Genomic DNA, 22,905 nt, shown 5'->3' with positions numbered 1-22,905 from the left:
TCGTATCCCGCTCCGTGCTTTCAAGAAACAACGTCTTGGCTTCTGTTTTCCTATCCCAGGCAGCCCGCACCACCTCATTGCCCTTAAAACCCATCACCTCGGGCAAACTGACCGAAGGCGCCACATAACAACTAAGCTTTACCCCATGCGCCTTGCAATGCGACAGCAAACGCGCCCACTGGTCTTCCGACAACGAGCGCGTTACCTGAAGCGATAAGGGTTCATTGGGGTGCTCTTTCTGATGCTGCTCAACAAGGCCCACTAACGTCTCAAGCGTTTGCGTTTGCGCATCGCAGCGATATCGCGTAAAACACTGGCTAAACAACGTCGGGTTTAACGAAGGGTGCACACCCGCCAAACCGTGCTTAAACTCAACCAAAGACAGCCAATCCGCCCACGCATACCCTTCTTTCTTGATTAAAGCAAAATCCTCAGGCAAGGAAACCACTTCACCCGCGCAATCAACCCCACCGCGAATCAACGCCTGTTGCCAAAATTGCAGGAAGTCCTTATCCTCCCACAACCCATTGCCTATCTCGACAACTGAAACACCCGACTCAAGTGCTGTGACCAACTCCCCTTTCTTGAAAAAAAGCGAATCCCCCTGCAACACCCAGCGCCCAATTAAACGCTCCTTCCAATCCGAACCATGGTACAAATCAATGGCATGGCTGGGCACCGTCGGATTCGCTTCCTGAAACGGCAGCGCTCGCTGCGAGGCAAGCAGCGTCGCCTCATCCAAAGGACACACCTCTATCGCATCCTTCCCAAACCGTGAGTAAAAATCTTCCCCCTGGTAACAATCAGGCTTGCTCGTGTTGATAAGCCCTATCACCATCGCACCAGCAGGCAAAGGCGTCCCATCCGCATGCGGCTTCGCATCAATCAACCCATTCAGCCGCACAAAATCTTCCGGCCGAAACGCATCGTAATTCACCAAAAGAATGGGCGGATTACCTTCCTCATACGGCTTTTGCAAAAAATCATGCAACGGACCACCAGGGCCACGTTTTAAATCACCCCGCTCACCCTGCCGCGCCACATAAGGCGCTGAACAAATCAAATCATCCGGCGAGTTAATCACATACACCGGGCGATGGATGCGCTTTGCGTGCAACAGCAATGCCGATTGCAGCGCCAAAACCGATGCCTCACTGCCCAAATCAATCAACCGCTTCCCCTGCAAGGGCTGCAACAACCGCTGGCTGTACGACAACAGCGATTCCACTCGCGGCTTTTCCTTAACCCACGTCTCAAACCGACCATAATACGAATTCGGATTGCTCGGTATCTCCGGTAATTCTTCAATAACCACCGAAGAAGGCGGGAGTATCTCTTGAGATTGCGGCAGAACCTCCTGGGATTGCGGCAAAACCGAAGCAGGAACTTCCGCAGGCAGTTTGACAGGAGGAACTGGATTCGTAACCGCAAGCTTCGCAGGGTAACCACCCAAATCACACGCAATCCAGTTAACGCCTACCTTCACTTCCACAAAACTGTGGCACTCATTGTTCACCACCCGCACCGGGGTCTTCGGATACCTCCTCGCCATCTCGTGCTTAAACGCAATCGCCCGATGCCGGCACGCACCTGTCTTTTGCGCATAAATCGCCTGCGCATACTCCTCGCCACGCAACTTGCCAACACCCGACTTAAACTCTAACCCCTTCCTGCCAAAACCCTGGAATTCCTGCACCAACTCCTTAATCTCTCGCGGCAAAACCGCTTCTTTTTGCAGAACTTCAACCACATAATGAAGCGCCAACGCCTTCCCAGAACGATGCCTCGCATAATACTGGTTATCGCGCTTTGAATACTGAAACTCAACCTCCGCATCCGCCTGGTAATGCGCCAAAACCTCGCGTGCACTCAACGACGCCAAGGCCTGCCAGTCACCACCCGATGCCAGCATCTGCGTCCCACGGTAATGCTTGTAACTACGACGTTTAGCATGCAACGCCCGCCCGGATGACTCTGCATCTGCAACCCGCCCCACACTACATGGCGTCAACTGCAAAGACCCGCCATTCACTAAAGAAAAAGCAGCAGATGCCTCACAAGGCTCAGGGTTTAATCGAAGCTCATGATACATGGACAAACGGTACCCACTCACCTCAGGAGGCGACTCAGGCAACTCCGATAAAGGATAAAATACCCGCGTCACAGAAAATTGCTTCCCTTCGTTATACACCGTATTCGCATCAACCAACGCCTTGCCTTGACCAAGCGATGCCTGCAGCCCAGATGAGGAAGCAAGAAAATCCAGAAGATTCCCAGGCATTTCTCCACCCATCTGAGCCAGTGATGATTGCGAAACAACAGGAGATTTTAATTTGGGCGCCTTAATTTCGGGGGAAAAGTAAGGAATACGTCTAAGACGCTCTTGTACCCGCGGATCCTTCACCAGGTGCTCCACATCCTCTCTGGCTTTACAAAAATCCAATCGTTGCAAATTAGGGGCGCTATTTAGCAAAGTTAGAAAATCGTTAACACTCAGCCGCGAAGCATTAAGTTCCAGCTCGGTGAGAGAACTCAAATCAACCGGTTTAAGATTCAGTAAACGCGGACAATTCCATAATTTAAGGGAGGCAAGTTTTGGGGCTTTTTCACGCAATTGAGCAAGACTAGCTGCGGTGACAGAATAGCCATCGATTGTCAAAGCAGTTAAATTCTTGCAAGGAATAGCATCGAGTAATTCTCCCAATGGTTCGATGAAAGAAGGAAGCTCTAAGCGTTTAAGCTTATGGGAAGCATGCAGCAAATGGCGCAGTGTTTGCGCAGATAAATTGGGGTTATTATTAGAAAATTCCACCAGATGGGGAAGATGAATCGGTTCCTCAAGCTCAAAATTGGCATTAATATCTATGCTTACCAGGCTATGTGCTTTCAATAAAAAAGATTGTAAATGCTTTAATTTTGCAGAAGGAATTTTAGATAACTGCAGTCGTTTTAAATGCTGCGGGTGGCTTAACAAAGATAGCAGTGCCGCATCATCGCTTTCAAAATTTTCAAGGCAGGGTAAATTAAAACCCTGAGTTAAGTTAAATTTCGGCAACCTGTAGAGAATTAAAGATTTTAAATTGGGCGCTGCAGCAAGCAAGTTTTCAAAAACACTGCCAGATAAGATGCTCTGCTTAACACTAAGAACGGTAACATGAGGCAGTGCCATCTGTACTGCTAATTCTCCATCCAGCTTCAACTTATCTAGATAATACGCAGTGCATTGCGGAAGTTTTGCAAATAATTTCTCCAGTAACGATGCCTGCATGGATATATTAAAGCATTCAAACGATTCAAGACTCTCGGGAAGGTAATCTACTTTACTAATTGGTATTGTTTGCAAATTTAGATGTTTTACATTAGTGGAACGCTGCAAGATGGATCCCAGGTTGCTCTCGCTAATATCAACAAAATCAAATTCTTCTATCCCAGTTAAATCGCCAAGCTGCTTTATGTATTCTTCGAATGTCTCCTTAACAGCCCCATCGTACGACACCAGAGCAGATTTGTATTTTTCCAATCCCGGTACAGAAAAAAAGTTACTTTCTGCTGCCAATCGTCCACCAAAACCACGAGAGAACATGAATTGATCATCAATTACACGCGTCAATGCGGGTTTGGCGACTTTTAGAATTTTGATGAGTCGAGTTTTTAATTCTTTTGAAAGGTATCTTACAGAATCTACAGAGATTTCACGTTCGTTTGGATTAAAACGCCTCGGGTCTATCAGTTCAGTGAGCGTATGATCATCGAGTATATGCACTTGTTCCGGCAAAACCCCCAAATGCTTATAAGCGCTTTTTTTTATATCCTGTGGAAATTGCGGAATAATCTCAGGTTTAGCTCTCTGGAAGATAAATTCTTCTAAAGGCAACAGCTCGTTTTCGTTAGCGGACACATAGACATTAAATCCATCCGCGGCCAACTGGGCAAGCTTTTGCTGCACCTGCCATTGCTTCCATATCGACGCTGTGTTAAAGCTCCAATCGGCTAAAATGATGGTTTTCTTTTCCAAACTGCCAGCATTTGCCATTTGCCAGTAAGCTTTCTGCTGCAACAGACGCTCGACATTTAATTCTCCCTGCGGCGTATGGCTATAGCTTAAGCCGCCTGTTTGCAGGTAATAAAAGCTTGCAGGGTACATAGATAATCTTTTTAATATAAATATCTTAAATTATATTAAATGTTGCAATTTTAAGCAAAATAGATTATTTAAATTCATCCGCCAAGCAGCATATGAATTAGCGATGAGGCATTTGCAGATTGCCTGAATAAGCTTTGGCTAATTCAGGCCTTAATAGGAGTAATAAGAGTAAACAAGAATTAATCCGTTAAGCGTCGCCACGTGGTTCCCTGCGGGTTATCCTCCAACTCAACGCCCAATTCGAGAAGTTCTTTTCTAATTGCGTCCGCTCTTGCCCATTCTTTTTGGATCCGGGCCCTGCCGCGCTCGGCAACTAATTTTTCTATGGTTTCTCTGGCAACTCCTATCGCCCCTCCTCCCTGTAAAAATACAGCGGGTGTTTCCTGCAAGAGTCCAAGTATGGCAGCCAATTTTTTGAGAGTGCATGCCAACTTCGGAGCTTTGCTTTTATTCAACTCATGACTGAGTTGAAATAAAATGGACAGAGCAACAGGTGTATTAAAATCATCATTCATGGCTTGATTGAATTGCTGCAGCCATGTTTCATCCAATTCGCCATCTTGCGTTACAGGCATATCTTTTAAAGATTGATACAGCCTAATTAACCCTTTGTTTGCATTCAGTAAATTTTCTTCAGAATAATTCAATGGACTGCGGTAATGGCTGCTTAACAAGAAATAACGGATCACTTCCGGATGATGCTTTTTTAATACATCGGCTATAGTGAAAAAATTACCAGTGGATTTAGCCATTTTTTCGTTATTCACTTGCAGCATACCCACATGCAGCCAATAATTTGCAAATGGCTTGCCGCTGGCACCCTCGCTTTGAGCTATTTCATTTTCATGATGAGGAAATTGCAAATCCACACCACCGCCATGAATATCAAACTGCTCGCCCAACTCCCCCATGGCCATCGCCGAACATTCAATATGCCAACCAGGACGGCCCTCTCCCCATGGAGAACTCCAGCTGGGCTCGCCGGGCTTTGCCATTTTCCATAAAACAAAATCCAGTGGCGAACGTTTTTCCCGTACCACGTCCACCCTTGCTCCCGCCATGAGGCCTTGCAAATCCTTGTGCGACAACTTCCCATACCCGGCAAAACGTTCTACCTGATAACAAACATCACCATTTTCGCTAACATAAGCATGCCCTGTGGCTAGCAAGCGCTCAATAAGCGCAATAATTTCAGCCATATGTCCTGTGGCGTACGGCTCAACATCGGGAGGTAAAATTTTCAATGCTTGCGTATCCGCATGCATGGCCTCGATGTATTGGGCAGTTAACTCATTGATTGCCATGCCGCGCTCGCTCGCACGCGCAATGATTTTGTCATCAATATCGGTAATATTGCGCACGTAAGTTACATCATAATTTTGGGAGCGAAGAAAACGCACGATGACGTCGAAGCACACCATGGAGCGCGCATGCCCGAGGTGGCATAAGTCATACACGGTGACGCCGCACACATACATGCCGACTTTTCCAGGGCGTAATGGTTTAAATGGTTCTTTTGTACGTGTTAAGGAATTATAAATCTGCAGCATGCTTCTCTTTTCCCCAAGTATCTTTTAAATCAACCACTCTATGAAAGGCGCTTACCTGGTTATATTCAATTTTATTCACTGCATAATAACCAAGCCGCTCAAATTGAAACACTTCATGTTCTGGTTGAAGCCGCAATGAAGGTTCGCACCAACCTTGCAATGTTTGCAAGGAATCAGGATTAATAAATTGCAGAAAATTTTCTTCTCGCGCCGGATTTTCATCCAGAAATAAACGATCGTATTGATAAATTGCCACAGGATGAGCATGCGCCGCTGCCACCCAGTGAATGACTCCCTTTACTTTACGTCCCTCAGGATTTTTACCCAAGGTTGCAGGATCGTAGGAACAACGCAATTCAATGACTTCACCTTTGGCGTTACGGATTACTTCATTGCACTGTATTACATAGGCATGACGCAAGCGCACTTCTGCTCCTGGCGATAAACGAAAATATTTTTTCGGCGGATTTTCCATAAAATCGCTATTTTCAATATACAGCTCACGTGCAAAAGGCAATTTACGGCTACCATATCCAGGATCTTGTGGATGATAAGGCGCCTGCAATTCTTCCACCTGGTCTTCCGGATAGTTTTCAATCACAATTTTTAATGGATTAAACACACACATTGCACGTTTGGCAGTTTGGTTTAGCTCACTGCGTACGCATTCCTCTAAAAGCGACATGTCAATGATTGAATCGCTTCTGGAAATTCCGACCATTTCACAAAATTGCCGTAAGGCTTGCGGCGGATAGCCACGTTTACGCATGCCACGAATCGTTGGCAAACGCGGATCATCCCAGCCGCTGACAATTTTTTCCTCAACCAGCTGCCGCAGCTTGCGCTTGCTGGTGACCGTATGGGAAAGATTTAAACGCGCAAATTCTGTTTGCACTGGACGCGCCGGCACAGGCAAGTTTTCAATCAGCCAATCGTATAAAGGGCGATGGTCCTGAAATTCCAATGTACAAAGGGAATGGGTAATCTTTTCCAAAGCATCCGAAATGGGATGGGCATAATCATACATAGGGTAAATGCACCATTCATTACCTGTACGTTGGTGTAATGCATGGCGAATACGATATAAAACCGGATCGCGCATGTTGATATTACCCGAAGCCATATCAATACGTGCGCGCAAAACATGAGTTCCATCTTGAAATTCACCTGCTTTCATGCGTGTAAATAAATCCAGATTTTCTTCAACTGAACGATTGCGGTAGGGGCTTTCTTTTCCTGGCTCTTGCAGGGTGCCGCGATATCGGCGGATTTCTTCCATACTTAAACTATCGACATAAGCCAAGCCTTTTTTAATCAGCAGCACGGCATAATCATATAATTCATGATAATAATCAGATGAATGCGTCATGGCATACCACTCAAACCCAAGCCAGCGTACATCATCGATGATGGCATGCACGTATTCTTCTTCTTCCTTGATGGGGTTGGTATCATCAAATCTTAAATAACAGCGTCCCTTAAATTCTTCAGCCAAACCAAAATTTAGACAAATCGATTTAGCATGGCCAATATGCAGATAACCATTGGGTTCCGGCGGAAAACGGGTCACTACTTCTGTATGTTTACCACTGGCCAAATCATCTGTAATCAATTGCCTGATAAAATGAGGGCGTTTTTCACTATCGTTCATCATGTATCCATTGCTTCACGTAATTTATTTATAAAAGCAGCTGCGGCGCCGGTGGGATTTTTGCCTGCCGTATGCGCTGCCAACACTTGTGAAATCAAGGCAGCCCCTACAATCACGCCATCAGCAAATTGGGCGACTTGCGCTGCTATTTCTGGCGTTTTTATACCAAAACCAACCATCACCGGCAATTCAGTCTGCGTTTTACGTTCTTTATAATTCTTTTTGACTGAATTTAAATCAAATGTATCCGCTCCTGTTACGCCTTTTAAAGAAACATAATATAAATAACCTCGTCCCAAATGATTGATCAAGCGCATGCGCTCATCGCTGGTAGTCGGAGAGCAAAGATAAATATTGTATAATCCCGCATTAGGCCAAAAAGGAGTAAGTATACCGCTTTCTTCAGGAGGAAGATCAACAATAATAGTTGCATCAATGCCGGATAGCTGTGCTTGTTTTGCAAATCGCTCATATCCATATTGCTCAATGGGATTCACATATCCCATGAGAACAATAGGAGTTTTATTATCTTTTTTGCGAAACTGTTGCACCATGGCAAAAACATCATCGCAAGTAACATGGTGCGCCAGAGCACGCTCCATGGCAGCTTGAATCACCGGACCTTCGGCCATAGGATCGGAAAAGGGCAAGCCAATTTCCAGTATATCAGCCCCGGCTGCAACCAATGCATGCATTAAATCAACCGTTACAGACGGTTCCGGATCGCCTGCGGTGATGTAGGGGCTTAATATTTTTTTATTTGCTGTCTTTAATTGCTCGACAACGTGGTCAATTCGGTTCATAAATAACCTTCTTTAGCCAATTTATTATAGAGTGATACCTTCCAGCTGAGCTACCGTATGAATATCTTTATCACCGCGACCCGATAAATTCACGATAATTTGCTGCTCGCTATCCATTTCTTTTGCCAATTTAATTGCATAAGCAACCGCATGGCTGGATTCCAGTGCCGGGATAATTCCCTCTATGCGAGCCAAGGTATGGAATGCGGCTAATGCTTCCTCATCATTGATGGCAACATAGTGGACGCGCCCCGTATCTTTTAGATAGGCATGTTCTGGTCCTACTCCCGGATAATCAAGCCCTGCGGAAATGGAATAAGTATCTTTAATCTGGCCATATTCATCACAAAGCAGATAAGTACGGTTCCCATGCAAAACTCCGGGTTTTCCCCCGAGCAAAGAAGCTGCATGAGCTCCTGTTTCAAGGCCTTTGCCGCCTGCTTCTACGCCATAAATTTTAACTTGCTCATCTTGTAAAAAGGGGAAGAATAATCCGATTGCATTCGACCCTCCCCCGACGCAAGCAACTAAGGCATCAGGCAGCCTGCCTGTTTTTTCAAATAATTGCTTACGTGCTTCTTGGCCGATTACCGCCTGGAAATCCCGTACCATTTGCGGATAAGGGTGCGGGCCCGCTGCCGTACCAATAATATAAAAGGTATCATCTACATGACTTACCCAATCGCGCATGGCTTCATTTAACGCATCTTTTAAGGTTTTGGACCCGGCGGTAACTGGCACCACCGTTGCCCCCAATAATTTCATACGAAATACATTCGCAGACTGACGTGCTATGTCTTCAGATCCCATGTACACAACGCATTCAAGGCCGAATTTCGCAGCAACCGTCGCGGATGCTACGCCGTGTTGGCCTGCACCTGTTTCGGCAATAATCCGTTTTTTCCCCATGCGTTTAGCTAGCAGTGCTTGCCCGATGGCATTATTAATCTTATGGGCGCCGGTGTGATTCAAATCTTCGCGTTTTAAATAAATTTGCGCGCCACCTGCATATGCGCTCAATTGTTTGGCATGGTAAAGGGGCGATGCCCGGCCAACATAATCATGTAATTCTTTGGTGAATTCGGCTAAAAAAAACGGATCAGTACGAGCTTCCCGGTAAGCTTGCTGTAATTGTTGCAAAGCATGCATTAACGTGTCTGCTACGAACACACCCCCATAAGGACCAAAGTGACCGTGCTCATCTGGAAGCTCATGTTGGCTCATTTCTTACCCCATAATGCGTTAACAAATTCTCTCATTTTATTATGATCTTTGATCCCGGGCTTTAGCTCAATCCCGCTGCATACATCCACGCCATACAAAGGATATTGGGCGGCGGCAGCATGCACGTTCGTTGCATTCAACCCTCCGGCTAATATGACGGGTTTGCCCAATGCCTTGGGAATAATTTGCCAATCAAATACCTGGCCACTACCGCCACGGCATGTCGCAGGGGTATCCAATAAAATGGCAGAAGCCTGACTGTGTTGCCTGACCTGCTGCACAATTTCTGCGGAAGATGTAGCCGCAATCGCTTTCAGGTAAGGCTTGTTAAACTGCGTGCAAAAGTCAGCAGATTCCTCACCATGAAATTGTAAATGCGTAACCGGAGTTTCTTGCAATACTTGTCTTACCTGTGCTGCCGCAGGGTTAACAAAAACACCTACCACGCTGACGAAAGCCGGTACCTTTCCAAGAGCTTTCACCTGGGCGAAATCAATTGCGCGGCTGCTTTTTTCATAAAAAATAAAACCAACGGCATCCACCCCTAGCGAAACTGCATACGCAACATCTTCTTCCCGCATCATGCCACACATTTTAATGCGTATGCGTGTACTCAAACTAAGACTCCATTAAAAATAACGGCCCTAGGGCACCGCGGATAATGCCATAATGTTCAGGGTATAAAACTTCTACAAGGTAAAGGCCATAAGGGGGGGCGGTTTCAGCCCCTAATTTTCTATCCTTAGCTTGTAAGACTTCTTTTACCCACGCTACCGGCCTGCGGCCGGATCCTACTGCAATCAAAACGCCTGCGATGTTCCTCACCATATGATGTAGGAAAGCATTAGCAGAAATATCAATTACCACGATATCACCCTTGCGCAAAACCTGGATGTTATGCACATTGCGCATTGGTGTTTTGGATTGGCATTCGATGGAACGAAACGAGGTAAAATCTTGTTCGCCTAATAAATGCTGGCTGGCTTCATGCATTAAGCGATGATCCAATTGACGGTACTGCCAGGTGACATTGGAGCGCATTAAAGCCGGACGAATTGCAGAATTGTAAATGACGTAACGATAACGCCTGGACAAAGCAGAATAACGGGCATGGAAATCTTCCGGCATTTCTTTTCCCCAGCGCACACATACATCTTTGGGTAAAAAAGAATTGGCGCCGTGGATCCAGGAACGAATGGAGCGCTCTTTTTGCGAATCAAAATGAATAATCTGGTGTGTTGCATGCACGCCGGTGTCAGTTCGGCCGGCACAAGCTACCGCGATCTCTTGAGCAGCTACATTGCTAAGCGCATACTCCAATGCTTGCTGCACGGTCCGCAGGCCCGCCTGCGCTTGCCAGCCATGATACTGGCTCCCGTCGTATTCAACCATCAAGGCAATACGCATATACGCAAATTTCCGCTAAAAACGGCCAATTTATAATACTGGGGTGTGTTTGTCTAGGGTATACCTCTCAAATAGAGATCTTATTGTCTTGGGGGTAAAGTGCCACTATTGGGTGCATTCCAAAAATCATCATCAAATGCAGACTCTTTGGCCTCCTTCTCGGCTCTCGTCATTTGCACCTCGTTTTTAATTCCCTCGACTTTGCTTTTTATGCTTTCAACTTTTGTTTCTTTTTGACTTCCGCCATTATTTAATGTCGAGCTTTGCCAAGGTTCTTGCTTCCGCCATGCCGAATCTTTAGATTTTACCGGTGGCTTCGTGTTAAATTCCTCAACTTGTGGCTCTTTTTTGATCTCCTCAACTTTGCTTTGAATGCTTTGAACGTTTGTTTCTCTCAGGCTTACGCCATTATTTAATGGCGAGCTTTGCCAAGGCTCTTGCTTTGGCCATGCATTGGGTCTGCCATTGGCTCCGTTTCCTGCGACACCGGAATTATTGTTAACTTCCTGGGACGATGTCTCATGGTCATTTTCTAATAAATCATCAAAGCCAAGGCTTTCTTCTTCTACTAATGGGACTGTATTTACAGTCACGTCAGCTACAGCAGCTAAATTCTCCTGAGCTTCAACCGGTAGTTTATTCTCTTTTACTCTATCTTCTATCCCTGCTTCTTTAAACCAATCCTCAAATGAATTCGTGCTGTTATGAGAGAATTTGCCATTACCGGGAACGCTATCGATTAATTGGTCAAAGCTTTGTTTTTTATTCTCTGTAATTACCTGTTCTAATGTAGCATGAGCATCTTTCAACACCAGAGCCTTGGATTCCTTCAATAATTGCTCATTGGCAATTTTTGTTTCACTGGCTTTGTTTGCATTTAAAATAGGCGTAACAATAGCAAAGATGAGCAAAGGCACCACAGTAAGAATCCCCAGGATCATGCCCACTTTCCCCAGAGTGTTTTTCATCCTATCCAAAGTGGATGAAGGGTTACCTTCCCAGGCTTTTTGCATATAGTCAGTAAGCCCTTTATGCGCCTGCATTTTACTGGCCTTGGATTGGTGCAGGTTCGTCATCGTGTCTGCACTTTCCTCTGCAGAATTTCTGGATTGAAATTCTTTAAAAACCCCAGACAAATTGGATTTGGCTTCCACTTTCGCAGGCCCGCCCTGGTCAATCAGACTGACCACGGACATTGCACCTTGCAAACCTTCCCGGTTATAAATACTATCCAAGGAAGATTTAAATTCATTCGCTTTTTGTTTTATTTCCGAACTGTTTGCTTGTGCTATTGCCTTAATTGGTGCTGATAATTCGTCAAACTTTGCATCCAGCATGGCTACACGACCGTTAATAGCCTGGGCGCGCTCGTTACCGCTTTTACAACCACCAATCGATGCCGCCTCTAAAAATACACTCAACGCTTGCATGGTTTTGGAATAATCATGTTCAAAATGCAAGTCATTCGCCATCATGCGTTTTAAGCATTCCTGCGCATCCGCAGTCTGCGTGGGTTGTTTCCATTGCTCCTTGATGGCTTGAATTGCAATGATGGCTTGCTTACCTTCTTCCGATTGTGAAAAATAAGGTTTCCTAGGTTCGGAGTGTAAATATTGTTCATAAAGTGCCATGACCTTTCGAATGGATTCCTCATTTTTATACAAGGTATGCAACATGGCCATTTCAGCCATCAACGTGGCTTCTTCCTGTAATGCATTGCCGCTGCCATAACCAAGCGAGCTGCCAAAACCGTTGACCGGAATATTTTGTACAAAACAAAAAACGGAAGGTTCCTTTTGCAATTGTTCTAAATTGTAGTGGTGGGCACCTTTTAAAATGATTTCAGCCCCTTGGCTTTGCAAGTTGCCGCGCACATCTCCTAACGTATCATTTAATGAAGTATACAAATTATATACAAATGCTTTGGGTTTATCGTTATCTCCACCACCCGACAAATTTTCAAAATGGTATTTTTTGGCAAGCGTGCCTAATTTAGTTTGGATATCTTTTTCTGCCCTTTCTACAAAATCCTGGTAGGATTCTTTCTGGCCCTTGTCATCCACATTTCTTTTTTTGATATCCAAAGAAGGCGTGCGTATCTGGATGCGCTCATTACTGGCCTTCACTTGGCCATTCGAATATTTTTGCGTAATCAGTTGCCTGTCTGCATATTTTTCCGCGCCGCGCTCATGCGCCGTGCCTTCAGAAGCCCCAATCCATGTGACGATGCCAAGGCGAGCATCCACATGCAAGACATCATTTGCCGTAGCGGCAGTTTTTTCTGCCAAATGTTTAGCGCCTGCAAAATCTTCTTTGTTCAGCACAACACCTGTGTTCTTTATGATTTCCTGCATCAATATCTGATGGGCTTGTGGGGCAATTTCTTTACGGGCTTTATCAAGCTCTTGATTCACCTTGCCAAGGTCCACTACGCCATCTTTTGTACCTTTTTCCAAAGCCCTGGCGTAAGCTTGCAAAACTAACTCATTAACGCGCAGCAAGGCAGCTTCCTTGGCTTTACTTATATTATTCCCAAGATGTTCAAAAGCTTCTTCCCCGCTCTTTTTTTGAATCACATCTTGATAGACACGAGCAGCTAAACTTAAATGGAAATGAAATTCCTGCTGCAGGGGAATCATGCTGCCTTTTGCTCCTTCGGGTTGTTTTTCAATGCCTGCTGCCTGCAAGCGTGCGTTAAATTTCTTTTGCAGCTCCTTATCGCCGCTGAAATCCAAACTGACTGTAACCGGGTGCGTGATTTTTCTATCTAAAGCTTCTTCTAACTCCTTTTGGACTGGTCGCAACCGCATCCCAGTCGCATCATTAATGCTCTTTACAACAGGCTGAAAATCTGCAAATTTTTGCAAAGGTACATCAATTAAAACACGCCCCTGCGGATCAAAAGCTAACTCTTCAGGCTTTTTATTGGCAATTTGCGCCTTTGCCTTCTCCAGTAAATATTGCATGAATATGGCTTGAGGTTGGGCATATTGAGTTGATTTATCGTTATTAGGCATTTTATCACCGGAATGAATAAATATTTATCTCTTTTGAGTATAGACAATTTATCCAAAGACGAGCTCTTGGCAGCGTAAATTTCCGGTAAATATCAATGGATAAAGCATGTCGCTGAATAGGCAGATTGAAATCACTATGAATTAGCCGGATACGAATGTATTTTTGATAAAAAACTGAACGTTATTTGGAATTTAATTCAGCAAGCAACTTCTTTGCTGCCGTTTTTTGCGCGGGATCCCCATACTCTAGAACTTCTTGCAGAGATTGTCTGGCGGCTGCAAAATCTTCCATACTGATGTATGTCCTGGCAAGATCCAGCAGGGTTTGCAGTGCACGAGCGCTTTTCATCGGCTTAGCCGCCTCAACCTCAGATGTGCTTTCCGATTGAGGGGCCAAAACCGCAGCTGGTGTAGGCTTGCTGTTGTTTTTTTCCTCAACTTCTATTTCCAAGGTAGGCACTGCACTCTCTTCCTTTGCCTCTATCTCAGGTTCTTCCAGAGGCATCAGTTCCAACTCGGTCATTGGAATTTCTTTAAATTTTTCTTGGTCATTTTTTATCGAAGTTATTTCCTCTGGTAAAGGAGTCTCTGCCATTGGCCGAAGACCTGCTTCAAACTCTACTATATGATCATCCTCAACCTGATGATCATCCTCAATTTGCTCACCTGCAGTTTCGAATAAAGATTTGGCAGCAGAAAACCCTGTTGCACCAGCAGTACCTGCTGTCTCTTCCTGTACATCAACTTCTTTCTCTACGGCAGGCTCTGGCTCTATTGCCAGCCTAGCAACACTTACAGATTCCTCCGCAGTAGTTTTTTCCGCAGCAACAGGTTCTTCTGGTATTACGGATTCTTCTGTAAATGAAGTCGCTAAAGTTTCGTCCTTGGGATGAGTTTCAGCCTTTGTGGTCGTTGTGGCTGCAGATTCTTCCATCACCGGCGGGGGCGGCATAATGGGGGCAGGATGGTGCATGGCTTCTCCTTCATCCGCTTCAGGGTTTTCCTTTATCCTCAGCCAATACCACCAATAGGCGCCCCCGCCTCCCATCACGACTAAGCATGCTAACAAGATCCAAGGCCATAAAGGATTATCTGATTCATATTCATCTATTGGGGTACTGGCTTGCCCAGCAATACCCTGACGGGTTTTAATGACTTGCACTTGTGCCTGCAATTGCTTAATCAATTTTTCCTTCTGTGCCAATTGCTGCTGTAAACGTTGATTATCCGCTTGTGCTAAGCGTAATTGCTCACTCAACAAGGCATTGGTTTCGCGCACGGATTCGATTGCTGTTAAAGCTACATCCATTTGCGCCTTGAGTTTTACCTGCTGAGGATCAATTTTATCATCACTACGCGGCCTTACTGCGTCAGCTTGCGCGGCTAAAAATGATTGGGCTTTTGGCAAAACAGAATGTTGTTTTTTATTGTGGTCAGGATCTGATTTAACTGTGGGTGAGGAGAAGAGCTGCGGTATAGAAGGCAACTGAACGATTGCATTCCTTTCTCCCCCACTTATTTTTTCAGGGGCACGCCTGGCATCAACATACGGGGGCAATAACACATGATTAATAGATTGCTTGTTTTGCCAGGCGCTGTCATGCTCATATACTTCTAGTTTTGCTAAAGAGTCCGGGATTTTCTTTGCTGTTTCATTCGAAGGTATGCTTAATTTCATACCGGCCTGCAAACCATTTAAATTACCCTCGGTAAATGCTTCCGGATTTGTGCCAACAATTGCGAGGATCATTTGCTGGAGGATGATATCTGGGGTTTTATAGCGTTGCGCAATTTGCCAAATGGATTCATTAGCTAAAGTAGGTCCATAAGTCTCGGTACCGCGATTGGAGCTCATCGATGCAGAGGCATGATCGACGTGGCTTATCACTGGTTTTTGAATGACTCCACGTTCATCAGCAAGATTGGGTTTTAAACCTGATTTTACCGGCATGCCAGTTTGCCTGACTGTGATCAGTTCGTATTGTGGTGGATCCAGCAGCACGGTATAGGCCCGATAAACTTGCCCTTGTGCCCAAGCGAGATCAACCAGGATCTCCATGTAAGGTTCAGATATGCGTTCTACTGAACGTATCTTTAGAACCGGCTTGCCAGCTGTATTTTTTCCTACCTGAAAAGCCAGTAAATCCAGCACGTAAGCCCGCTCCAAGCCTACGCGCTCAAAATCTTCAACGGATGCAATGCTGGCTTGAATGCCTGTCAAAGGGATACTGTCTATATCAATTAATTCAATTTCAGCGTTAAAGGGTTGATTTAAAGAAGAATGTACAGTCATTTCACCCAAACCTAATGCATGAGCGAAAAATGGGGCAATCAGGGAGACAAGAGCCAGATGTAGATTGAATTTTTTCAAGCAGCGCTCCCTGCATGCAAATAACTTGCTAATTATTAATAAAAATATCATTACAATGATTAGAATTCAATCACACTTACCGGAAATCCATATCCAGCCGCCATGCTAAACCAGCAAAAAAAAGATTATTTTTAAAAAGCCGCTAACCTTTTGCTTTTTAAAGCAATAACTGAAAAAAGAATAGTACAGGGTTTTATATTTCTCCAGGGATGGTATAAAAATTGCTTTATTAAATTTCCATAATTGCATAGTGTTGCTGGATATTTCATAATCCAGCTCTTATTTCTTTTGTGAAACCCCTATGACTGCCTTTTTACTGGACGGTAAACAAGTCGCACTAACGATTAGAAACGAGTTAAAAGAAAACGTTAGCGCGCGTATCCGAAAAGGCTATCGACCTCCGGGTTTGGCCGTAATTTTGATAGGAGATGATCCGGCTTCCATCATTTACGTCAATAACAAGCGCAAAGCATGTGCCGAGGCAGGATTATCTTCTTTTGCCTATGATCTGCCTGCCAGCACAAAAGAAGACGATTTACTCTCTTTAATTGATGAGTTAAATCATACACAGGAAATCGACGGCATTTTAGTGCAATTGCCCCTGCCCGAACACATCAATACAGTCAAAGTCATCGAGCGTATTGATCCTGCTAAAGATGTCGATGGATTCCACCCTTATAATCTTGGCCGCCTGGCGCAAGGCAACCCGTTATTAAGGCCATGCACTCCTTATGGAATTATGCAATTATTAAAACATTATCAACTGAATCCTGCAGGTAAACATAGCGTAGTGATTGGCGCATCCAATATTGTAGGACGCCCAATGGCATTGGAATTACTTTTGGCCAAAGCCACAGTCACCGTATGCCATCGTTTTACCAGCCACCTCGAATCCCACGTGCGGCACGCAGACTTGGTGGTTGTGGCAACTGGGCGTGCTGATGTCATTAATACGGAATGGCTGCATGATCAACAAATCTTAATTGATGTAGGAATTCACCGCCTGGCGGATGGCACATTGCGCGGTGACGTCGATTTTAACAAGGCTAAGGAAAAAACCGCCTGGATCACCCCTGTTCCGGGCGGAGTTGGCCCCATGACTATCAGCACGCTGTTAACGAATACTTTATACGCACAGAAACTAGGAGAAAATTAACGTTCCCACTCAGTCCAATCAAACTCATCATCAAACTCATCTTGCAACTCTTTCTGCAAACGTTTGCGCTCAAGTCGTTCCTCTATCATGCGGCGGATGCGCTTTTTCTTGTCTGATTCATCGAGTGGTTCCAAATCCTCTATATTTTCTTCTTCATAGCCAAATTCAGAGAAGGAGTGACCATCGTCATAATTTTTATGCAAGCCCATCACGACCCCCCATTTTTATTGATTCACAATCAAAGTATAGTGCAATAAATTATGGATGCGCACCGAGTGCAAGTATGTCTGAAAAAGGGTAAATGTAATATTCTACAACTGAGAAAAAAATAAGGAATGATCATGACGATTGCAGCACTGCCGGCCCGCAAAGACAATTACATTTGGGCTATTGTCAATGAGGCAAAACATACTTTGACCTGCATTGATCCGGGAGAGTCTGCGCCAGTCATTCGTTATGCGCACACCAATCAACTCATCCTGACTAACATTTTAGTCACTCATCATCATGCTGATCACACGGATGGTATAGCTGAATTATTGCAAAGTTTCCCTGAAGCTAAAGTTTATGGGCCTGCCGATGAACGCATTCCCCTCGTTAACTATGTGGTAAGAGGCGAGGATATCATCCATATTGATCATTATGCCTTTCGCGTCCTTAATACCCCCGGACATACCTCTACCCATGTGTGTTATCAGGAACCCATGAAAAGTTGGTTATTTTGCGGTGATACTTTATTTTCCGCAGGCTGCGGCCGGGTTTTTGATGGAACGTTTGCACAACTTCACCATTCGCTTTTGCTGCTGCAACAACTTCCCGACGATACGCAACTATTTTGCGGGCATGAATACACACGGCAAAACTTGCGCTTTGCAGCGTCAATAGAACCAGCAAATGAAACCATTAAAAATTACGCTGCTTATTTGCAAGAAAGATCCGAATTATGTTCATTGCCTTCAAGCATAGCCCTTGAGAAAAAAATTAATCCTTTTTTCAGAATTGAGACACCTAATTTAAAACAATTTGCAGAAAAAGAAGGCATTGATCCCTCTAATCCCTTGGCTATTTTTTCTCATTTACGGCGAAAAAAAGATAGTTTTATTTAAAAAAACAAACCATAAGGAATAAATTTAGTTCTATATGAGTTAATTAAATACACAAAAGGTTTATCCTGCGAGAATTTTTTAGTAGACTGCAAGACCCATAATTTAGACTAGGTCGTTATTTTGAAGTTTAAGCCTCTAATAATAAGCTACTTATGTCTTGTTCTTGCCTTTTTTTCCCCAGTCAGTACTGCTGTGGCAGACTCATCGCCGAGTGTCTGGGATGTATTACGCAGACAATTTACTTTAAACCACGAGGTAACCCGACCTGAGGTGCAAAATCAATTGCGCTGGTTAATTTCTCATCCGAGCTATCTGCAAAAATTAGCGCAATCGGAACCCTACATTTATCACATTATTACTGAAATTAAGAAACGCAATCTTCCCGGAGAAATTGCTTTAATTCCCATGATTGAAAGCGCCTACGATCCTTTTGCTTATTCCGGCGCAGGTGCTGCCGGATTATGGCAGCTTATGCCCGGTACAGGCACGGATTTGGGATTAAAGCGGGATTGGTGGTTTGATGCGCGCCGAAGCATTGGCCATTCCACTGATGCTGCCTTGAACTATTTGTCGCGATTAAACAAGTTTTTTAATGGCAATTGGCTGTTGGCTTTTGCAGCTTATGATTCGGGGGAGGGTACCGTTGCCCGTTGCATAAAAAAGAGCAACCAAAGCCGCAGGATTGATTTCTGGGCCCTTCCCGTGCCACAGGAAACCCGTGCCTACATTCCACGCTTGCTGGCCCTGGCGGAAGTCATCCAAAACCCGCAACGTTATCACGTACAGTTGCCGGATATTCCACACGTGCCATACTTCGAAGAAGTCAATATTGGCAGCCAAATTGATTTGGATCATGCAGCCAAACTGGCCGGCATTTCCTATCATGATCTTATTAAATTAAACCCGGGGTATAACCGCTGGGCTACTGCACCTTATCGCCCCTATAAGTTATTGATTCCGGCTGATAAAGTAGAAGATTTCAGCCGAAATCTTGCCAATTTGCCTGAAAGCAAACGGGTCAGCTGGGCGCGCCATCAAGTGAGTGCTGGGGATAATTTGGTTTTGATAGCTAAAAAATACCATACCTCGGTAAACCTGATTAAGGAACTCAACCAGCTTAAATCCAATGCCGTAAAAAAAGGACAAGTGGTCTTGGTACCCAATAGCAAGCAAACGCCGCCAGCCGCAATTAACCCCCCTGTTCCCGCTAAGGCGCCTGTTCAGCATTTCACTGCGGCCAAGCAATTGAAAGTCATTCACATTGTGCAAGCACGGGATAGCTTACAACAAATAGGGAATCGGTACGGCGTCGCACCAAGCCAAATTCGGCAATGGAACCGGTTAAACCTTAAGTCAGGTTTGCGTCGCGGACAACAATTGGTCATTTGGAAACCAAGCAAGCCTACAGGAGTTTATATGATTAAAAAAGGAGATAATTTAAGTACTATTGCCAAATCGCAACACACTACTGTACGGACTTTATTGCAATTAAACCCGCACTTACAAAAGAATGTATTACGCCCGGGACAAAAGATTCGCTTAGGCTAGCCGTCTGGCATGATGGGGCGTGTCCATTAGAATAATGGGCATATGAATATTATGCTTGCAATAACGATGCACAAAGATGATGGATGTTGACTTGCAAGAAGACATCGTGTGTTATACTTACTATACCTTTAAGTATGCTTAACATCATGAAACTATTATTTGATTTTTTCCCGATTCTCGTTTTTTTTCTTTGCTATAAACTCTTCGATATTTACACCGCAACCGCAGTAGCGATGGCGGCATCTTTGCTTCAAGTCATCTTTCATCGAATCAAGCATCAATCTTACGAACGCATGCATCTTATCAGCTTAGGCTTGATCATGGTGTTGGGCGGCGCCACCCTCTTTTTTCATAACCCCTGGTTTATTAAATGGAAACCCACCGGCATATACTGGTTATCTTCGCTAGTATTTCTCGGCTCATCTTTCATTGGCAAAAAACCGCTTATTCAAAAAATGATGGATGGAAACATAAGCTTGCCTGCAAAAATATGGCAGCATTTGAATTGGGCTTGGGCCATATTTTTCTTAATCATGGGCAGCTTAAATTTATATGTTGCCTATTATTTTGATACAAACGTTTGGGTGAATTTTAAATTGTTCGGCGGCGCCGGTTTGACTTTACTTTTTATCTTTATCCAAGCCGTATACCTAACCAGACACGTGTCGGATAAAGAAGCAGAGCAACAACCTGCTGATACCTCAGGTCAGGGTTCCGAAACCCGTTAATACTACTGAGAGCTTTCACTAGCTCTAAAGGAGCAAGAATGAGATTACTGCTGATTGAGGACGATGAGTTGCTCGGTGATGCCGTTAAGACCGGATTGACTCAGTTTGGCTACATCGTCGATTGGTTAAAAGACGGAGAGGCCGCGCGTGCTGCCTTAAAGTCTGAATCTTTTGAACTCATCATTCTTGATCTGGGACTGCCTAAACTTTCCGGGATAAGCCTGCTGCAAACCATTCGCCATGAGGGCAATACGACACCGGTGATAATCCTGACTGCACGTGAATCCATCGAAAGCCGGGTTAAGGGTTTGGACAGTGGTGCAGATGATTACATCATCAAGCCTTTTGATTTAAATGAATTAAGCGCTCGGGTCAGGGCTTTAATCCGCCGCTCGCAAGGTCGTGCCGATACCGTTTTACAATATCGCAATGTAACATTAGATCCGGCGGCGCATTCCGTCATGGTCGATGATGTCGTAGTAAACGTGCCCAGGCGCGAATTTGCCTTGTTGCAAAAATTGCTTGAAAACAGCGGGCATGTTTTATCGAGAGAACAATTGATGCAAAGTATTTACGGCTGGGATGAGGATGTGGATAGTAATGCGCTTGAAGTGCACATCCATAATTTGCGCAAGAAATTAAATGCCAATTACATTCGTACTATACGCGGTGTGGGATACATGGCGGAGAAAAATGAAAATAATTAAACATCCGCATCGTTTAACGGTAAAAATGCGTGCATGAATAAGGCCGATTGTGAAATCCTCCATCCGAAAATTTTTGTTAATTAACCTTTTATTGGCAATAACCATCACCACCACCCTAACAGCCATTGGTAACTATTATCTGGATCAAAAAGACATCCAAGAGCATCTGGATACCCTAATGGCTATTTCCGCCCTCTCCTACCAAGCGCTTTTGGGGGACGACGTTCATGACCGCCCACTGGCAAAAATACAAAATACGCTAAATTTAATCCCACATAAGGTGGAAACTTATTATCAACATCCCTTGATGCGCGATCATGCACCCGAACATTATCTGGATAAATTTAATTTCCAGGTTTGGACTGATGGCGGGAAATTAATCCTGCATTCCTCAAGCGCACCCAAAATCCCCTTAACTTCCGATAATGATGGTTTTAACGATAAAATCATCGACAAACAAAGGTGGCGGGTATTCACTACCTACAATGAAAAAGCCGGCATCCGCACCGTATTGGCAGAACGGTATGATACGCGCAATGAATTGGGCCAACGCATTGCACAAGATGATTTATACATTATGCTGCTGACCTTCCCCCTCTCCGGCCTGTTAATCTGGATTATTATCGGGCGGGGATTGGACAGTCTTGATCGCGTTGCTCAAGAAGTGGCAAACCGCGCCCCAACGCATTTGGAGCCGGTGAACATTAAGGAAATGCCAGAAGAAATAAAACCGGTTATTGATGAATTGAACAAGCTTTTTTATCGTTTGAAAGAAGGTTTTGAACGTGAAAAAAGATTTGCCGCCGATGCGGCACACGAATTACGTACCCCCTTGGCTGCTCTCAAAGCTCAAGCACAAGTTGCATTAAATACAAATAATATAGAAGAAAAGAATATTGCCCTGCAAAAACTAATCGCCAGCGTAAACCGCAGTACTCACATCGTGCAGCAGCTGCTTACCATGAGCAAATTAGTGCCAGAAGCAGTAGGCATTAACGATCTGGATGAAGTGAACCTTGGCAAAATCACTCGCGAAATTTTGGCCATGCTAGCCCCAACGGCTGTGGAAAAACAAATTGAACTGGAATTTGAAGACAATGAAAAAACTCCCATTTTTGCTGGCAACCCGACCGCTATTAGCATTTTAATCCGTAATTTGGTGGATAATGCCATACGCTACTGCAAAGAAGGCGGCCGTGTCGTGGTGCGCGTGTACCCACAAGAAAATGAGGCAGTACTCGAAGTGTGCGATAATGGTCCCGGCATTCCTGCTGAATTACAATCGCGGGTATTCGAACGATTTTTCAGAGTCTTAGGCAATAAAAGCCCGGGCAGTGGTTTGGGCCTTGCCATAGTGCAGCAGATCAGCGCCTTGCATAATGGGCGCGTTAAATTGGAATCGCCCCGTGAAGGCACCGGGTTGATTGTAAAAGTGTATTTTCCGGTAATGAAAACTAATGAATAGGATGATGAAAAGTTTCTGCACAAGCCAT

15 protein-coding genes and 1 pseudogene are annotated in these 22,905 nt (G+C 44.7%); 6 read left to right on the top strand and 10 right to left on the bottom strand.

The window, feature by feature from the left end; genetic code table 11:
- From ELY11_RS08200 to ELY11_RS08160, 9 genes and pseudogenes are all read right to left on the bottom strand, one after another.
- Positions 1-4,144, bottom strand: a pseudogene (locus ELY11_RS08200) (hypothetical protein); the annotation flags it as partial.
- A 179-nt stretch (positions 4,145-4,323) separates the two neighbouring features.
- Positions 4,324-5,694 carry a cysteine--tRNA ligase gene (cysS, locus tag ELY11_RS08195; RefSeq protein WP_127033035.1) on the bottom strand — a complete coding sequence of 457 codons (1,371 nt, stop codon included), beginning with the start codon at positions 5,692-5,694 and terminating at the stop codon, positions 4,324-4,326.
- On the bottom strand, positions 5,678-7,348 hold the full coding sequence (locus tag ELY11_RS08190) for a glutamine--tRNA ligase/YqeY domain fusion protein (protein ID WP_127033032.1): 1,671 nt from the start codon (positions 7,346-7,348) through the stop codon (positions 5,678-5,680). The genes cysS and ELY11_RS08190 overlap by 17 nt, the downstream gene beginning before the upstream one ends.
- Positions 7,345-8,148 (bottom strand): tryptophan synthase subunit alpha, encoded by an 804-nt coding sequence (trpA, locus tag ELY11_RS08185; RefSeq protein WP_126954780.1) that lies wholly within the window; start codon positions 8,146-8,148, stop codon positions 7,345-7,347. The genes ELY11_RS08190 and trpA overlap by 4 nt, the downstream gene beginning before the upstream one ends.
- Positions 8,149-8,172: 24 nt before the next feature.
- Positions 8,173-9,372 (bottom strand): tryptophan synthase subunit beta, encoded by a 1,200-nt coding sequence (gene trpB / locus ELY11_RS08180; protein ID WP_127033030.1) that lies wholly within the window; start codon positions 9,370-9,372, stop codon positions 8,173-8,175.
- Positions 9,369-9,989 carry a phosphoribosylanthranilate isomerase gene (locus tag ELY11_RS08175; RefSeq protein ID WP_256478758.1) on the bottom strand — a complete coding sequence of 207 codons (621 nt, stop codon included), beginning with the start codon at positions 9,987-9,989 and terminating at the stop codon, positions 9,369-9,371. Before ELY11_RS08175 ends, trpB begins: the two co-directional genes overlap by 4 nt.
- A gap of 1 nt (position 9,990) precedes the next feature.
- Positions 9,991-10,779: a tRNA pseudouridine(38-40) synthase TruA gene (truA, locus tag ELY11_RS08170; RefSeq protein ID WP_127033028.1), complete on the bottom strand. Its 789-nt coding sequence runs from the start codon at positions 10,777-10,779 to the stop codon at positions 9,991-9,993.
- Positions 10,780-10,859: 80 nt separating this feature from the next.
- Positions 10,860-13,796, bottom strand: a complete 2,937-nt coding sequence (locus ELY11_RS08165; protein ID WP_127033026.1) for a hypothetical protein — start codon at positions 13,794-13,796, stop codon at positions 10,860-10,862.
- A 181-nt stretch (positions 13,797-13,977) separates the two neighbouring features.
- The gene (locus ELY11_RS08160) at positions 13,978-16,167 is read right to left on the bottom strand and encodes a FimV/HubP family polar landmark protein (RefSeq protein ID WP_158615185.1); all 2,190 of its coding nucleotides are present in this window, start codon (positions 16,165-16,167) and stop codon (positions 13,978-13,980) included.
- A 301-nt stretch (positions 16,168-16,468) separates the two neighbouring features.
- Here ELY11_RS08160 and folD point away from each other — a divergent pair, with 301 nt between their 5' ends.
- Complete coding sequence (gene folD / locus ELY11_RS08155) at positions 16,469-17,323, top strand: bifunctional methylenetetrahydrofolate dehydrogenase/methenyltetrahydrofolate cyclohydrolase FolD (RefSeq protein WP_126954785.1); 855 nt, start codon at positions 16,469-16,471, stop codon at positions 17,321-17,323.
- Here folD and ELY11_RS08150 read toward each other — a convergent pair.
- Entirely contained in the window at positions 17,320-17,532 is a 213-nt protein-coding gene (locus ELY11_RS08150; RefSeq protein WP_126954786.1) for a PA3496 family putative envelope integrity protein, read from the bottom strand. The two genes, folD and ELY11_RS08150, sit on opposite strands and share 4 nt — an antisense overlap.
- Positions 17,533-17,664: 132 nt before the next feature.
- On the opposite strand from ELY11_RS08150, the gene gloB reads away from it, so the two are divergent.
- From gloB to ELY11_RS08125, 5 genes are all read left to right on the top strand, one after another.
- A complete protein-coding gene (gene gloB, locus ELY11_RS08145; protein WP_126954787.1) occupies positions 17,665-18,429 on the top strand; it encodes a hydroxyacylglutathione hydrolase in 765 nt (254 codons plus the stop codon).
- Positions 18,430-18,549: 120 nt separating this feature from the next.
- Positions 18,550-19,977, top strand: coding sequence for a lytic transglycosylase (locus tag ELY11_RS08140; RefSeq protein WP_127033022.1), 1,428 nt, complete (start codon positions 18,550-18,552; stop codon positions 19,975-19,977).
- Positions 19,978-20,123: 146 nt separating this feature from the next.
- Positions 20,124-20,705: a septation protein A gene (locus tag ELY11_RS08135; RefSeq protein ID WP_127033020.1), complete on the top strand. Its 582-nt coding sequence runs from the start codon at positions 20,124-20,126 to the stop codon at positions 20,703-20,705.
- 38 nt (positions 20,706-20,743) lie between these two features.
- Positions 20,744-21,412, top strand: a complete 669-nt coding sequence (locus ELY11_RS08130; protein WP_126954790.1) for a response regulator — start codon at positions 20,744-20,746, stop codon at positions 21,410-21,412.
- 49 nt (positions 21,413-21,461) lie between these two features.
- The gene (locus ELY11_RS08125) at positions 21,462-22,877 is read left to right on the top strand and encodes an ATP-binding protein (protein WP_126954791.1); all 1,416 of its coding nucleotides are present in this window, start codon (positions 21,462-21,464) and stop codon (positions 22,875-22,877) included.
- Positions 22,878-22,905 lie beyond the last annotated feature (28 nt).

It is taken from the genome of Legionella septentrionalis (assembly GCF_003989745.1).
Classification (GTDB): domain Bacteria; phylum Pseudomonadota; class Gammaproteobacteria; order Legionellales; family Legionellaceae; genus Legionella_A; species Legionella_A septentrionalis.
The sequence above is the reverse complement of the archived record's forward strand: the minus strand, read 5'-3'. Positions and strand labels throughout refer to the sequence as shown.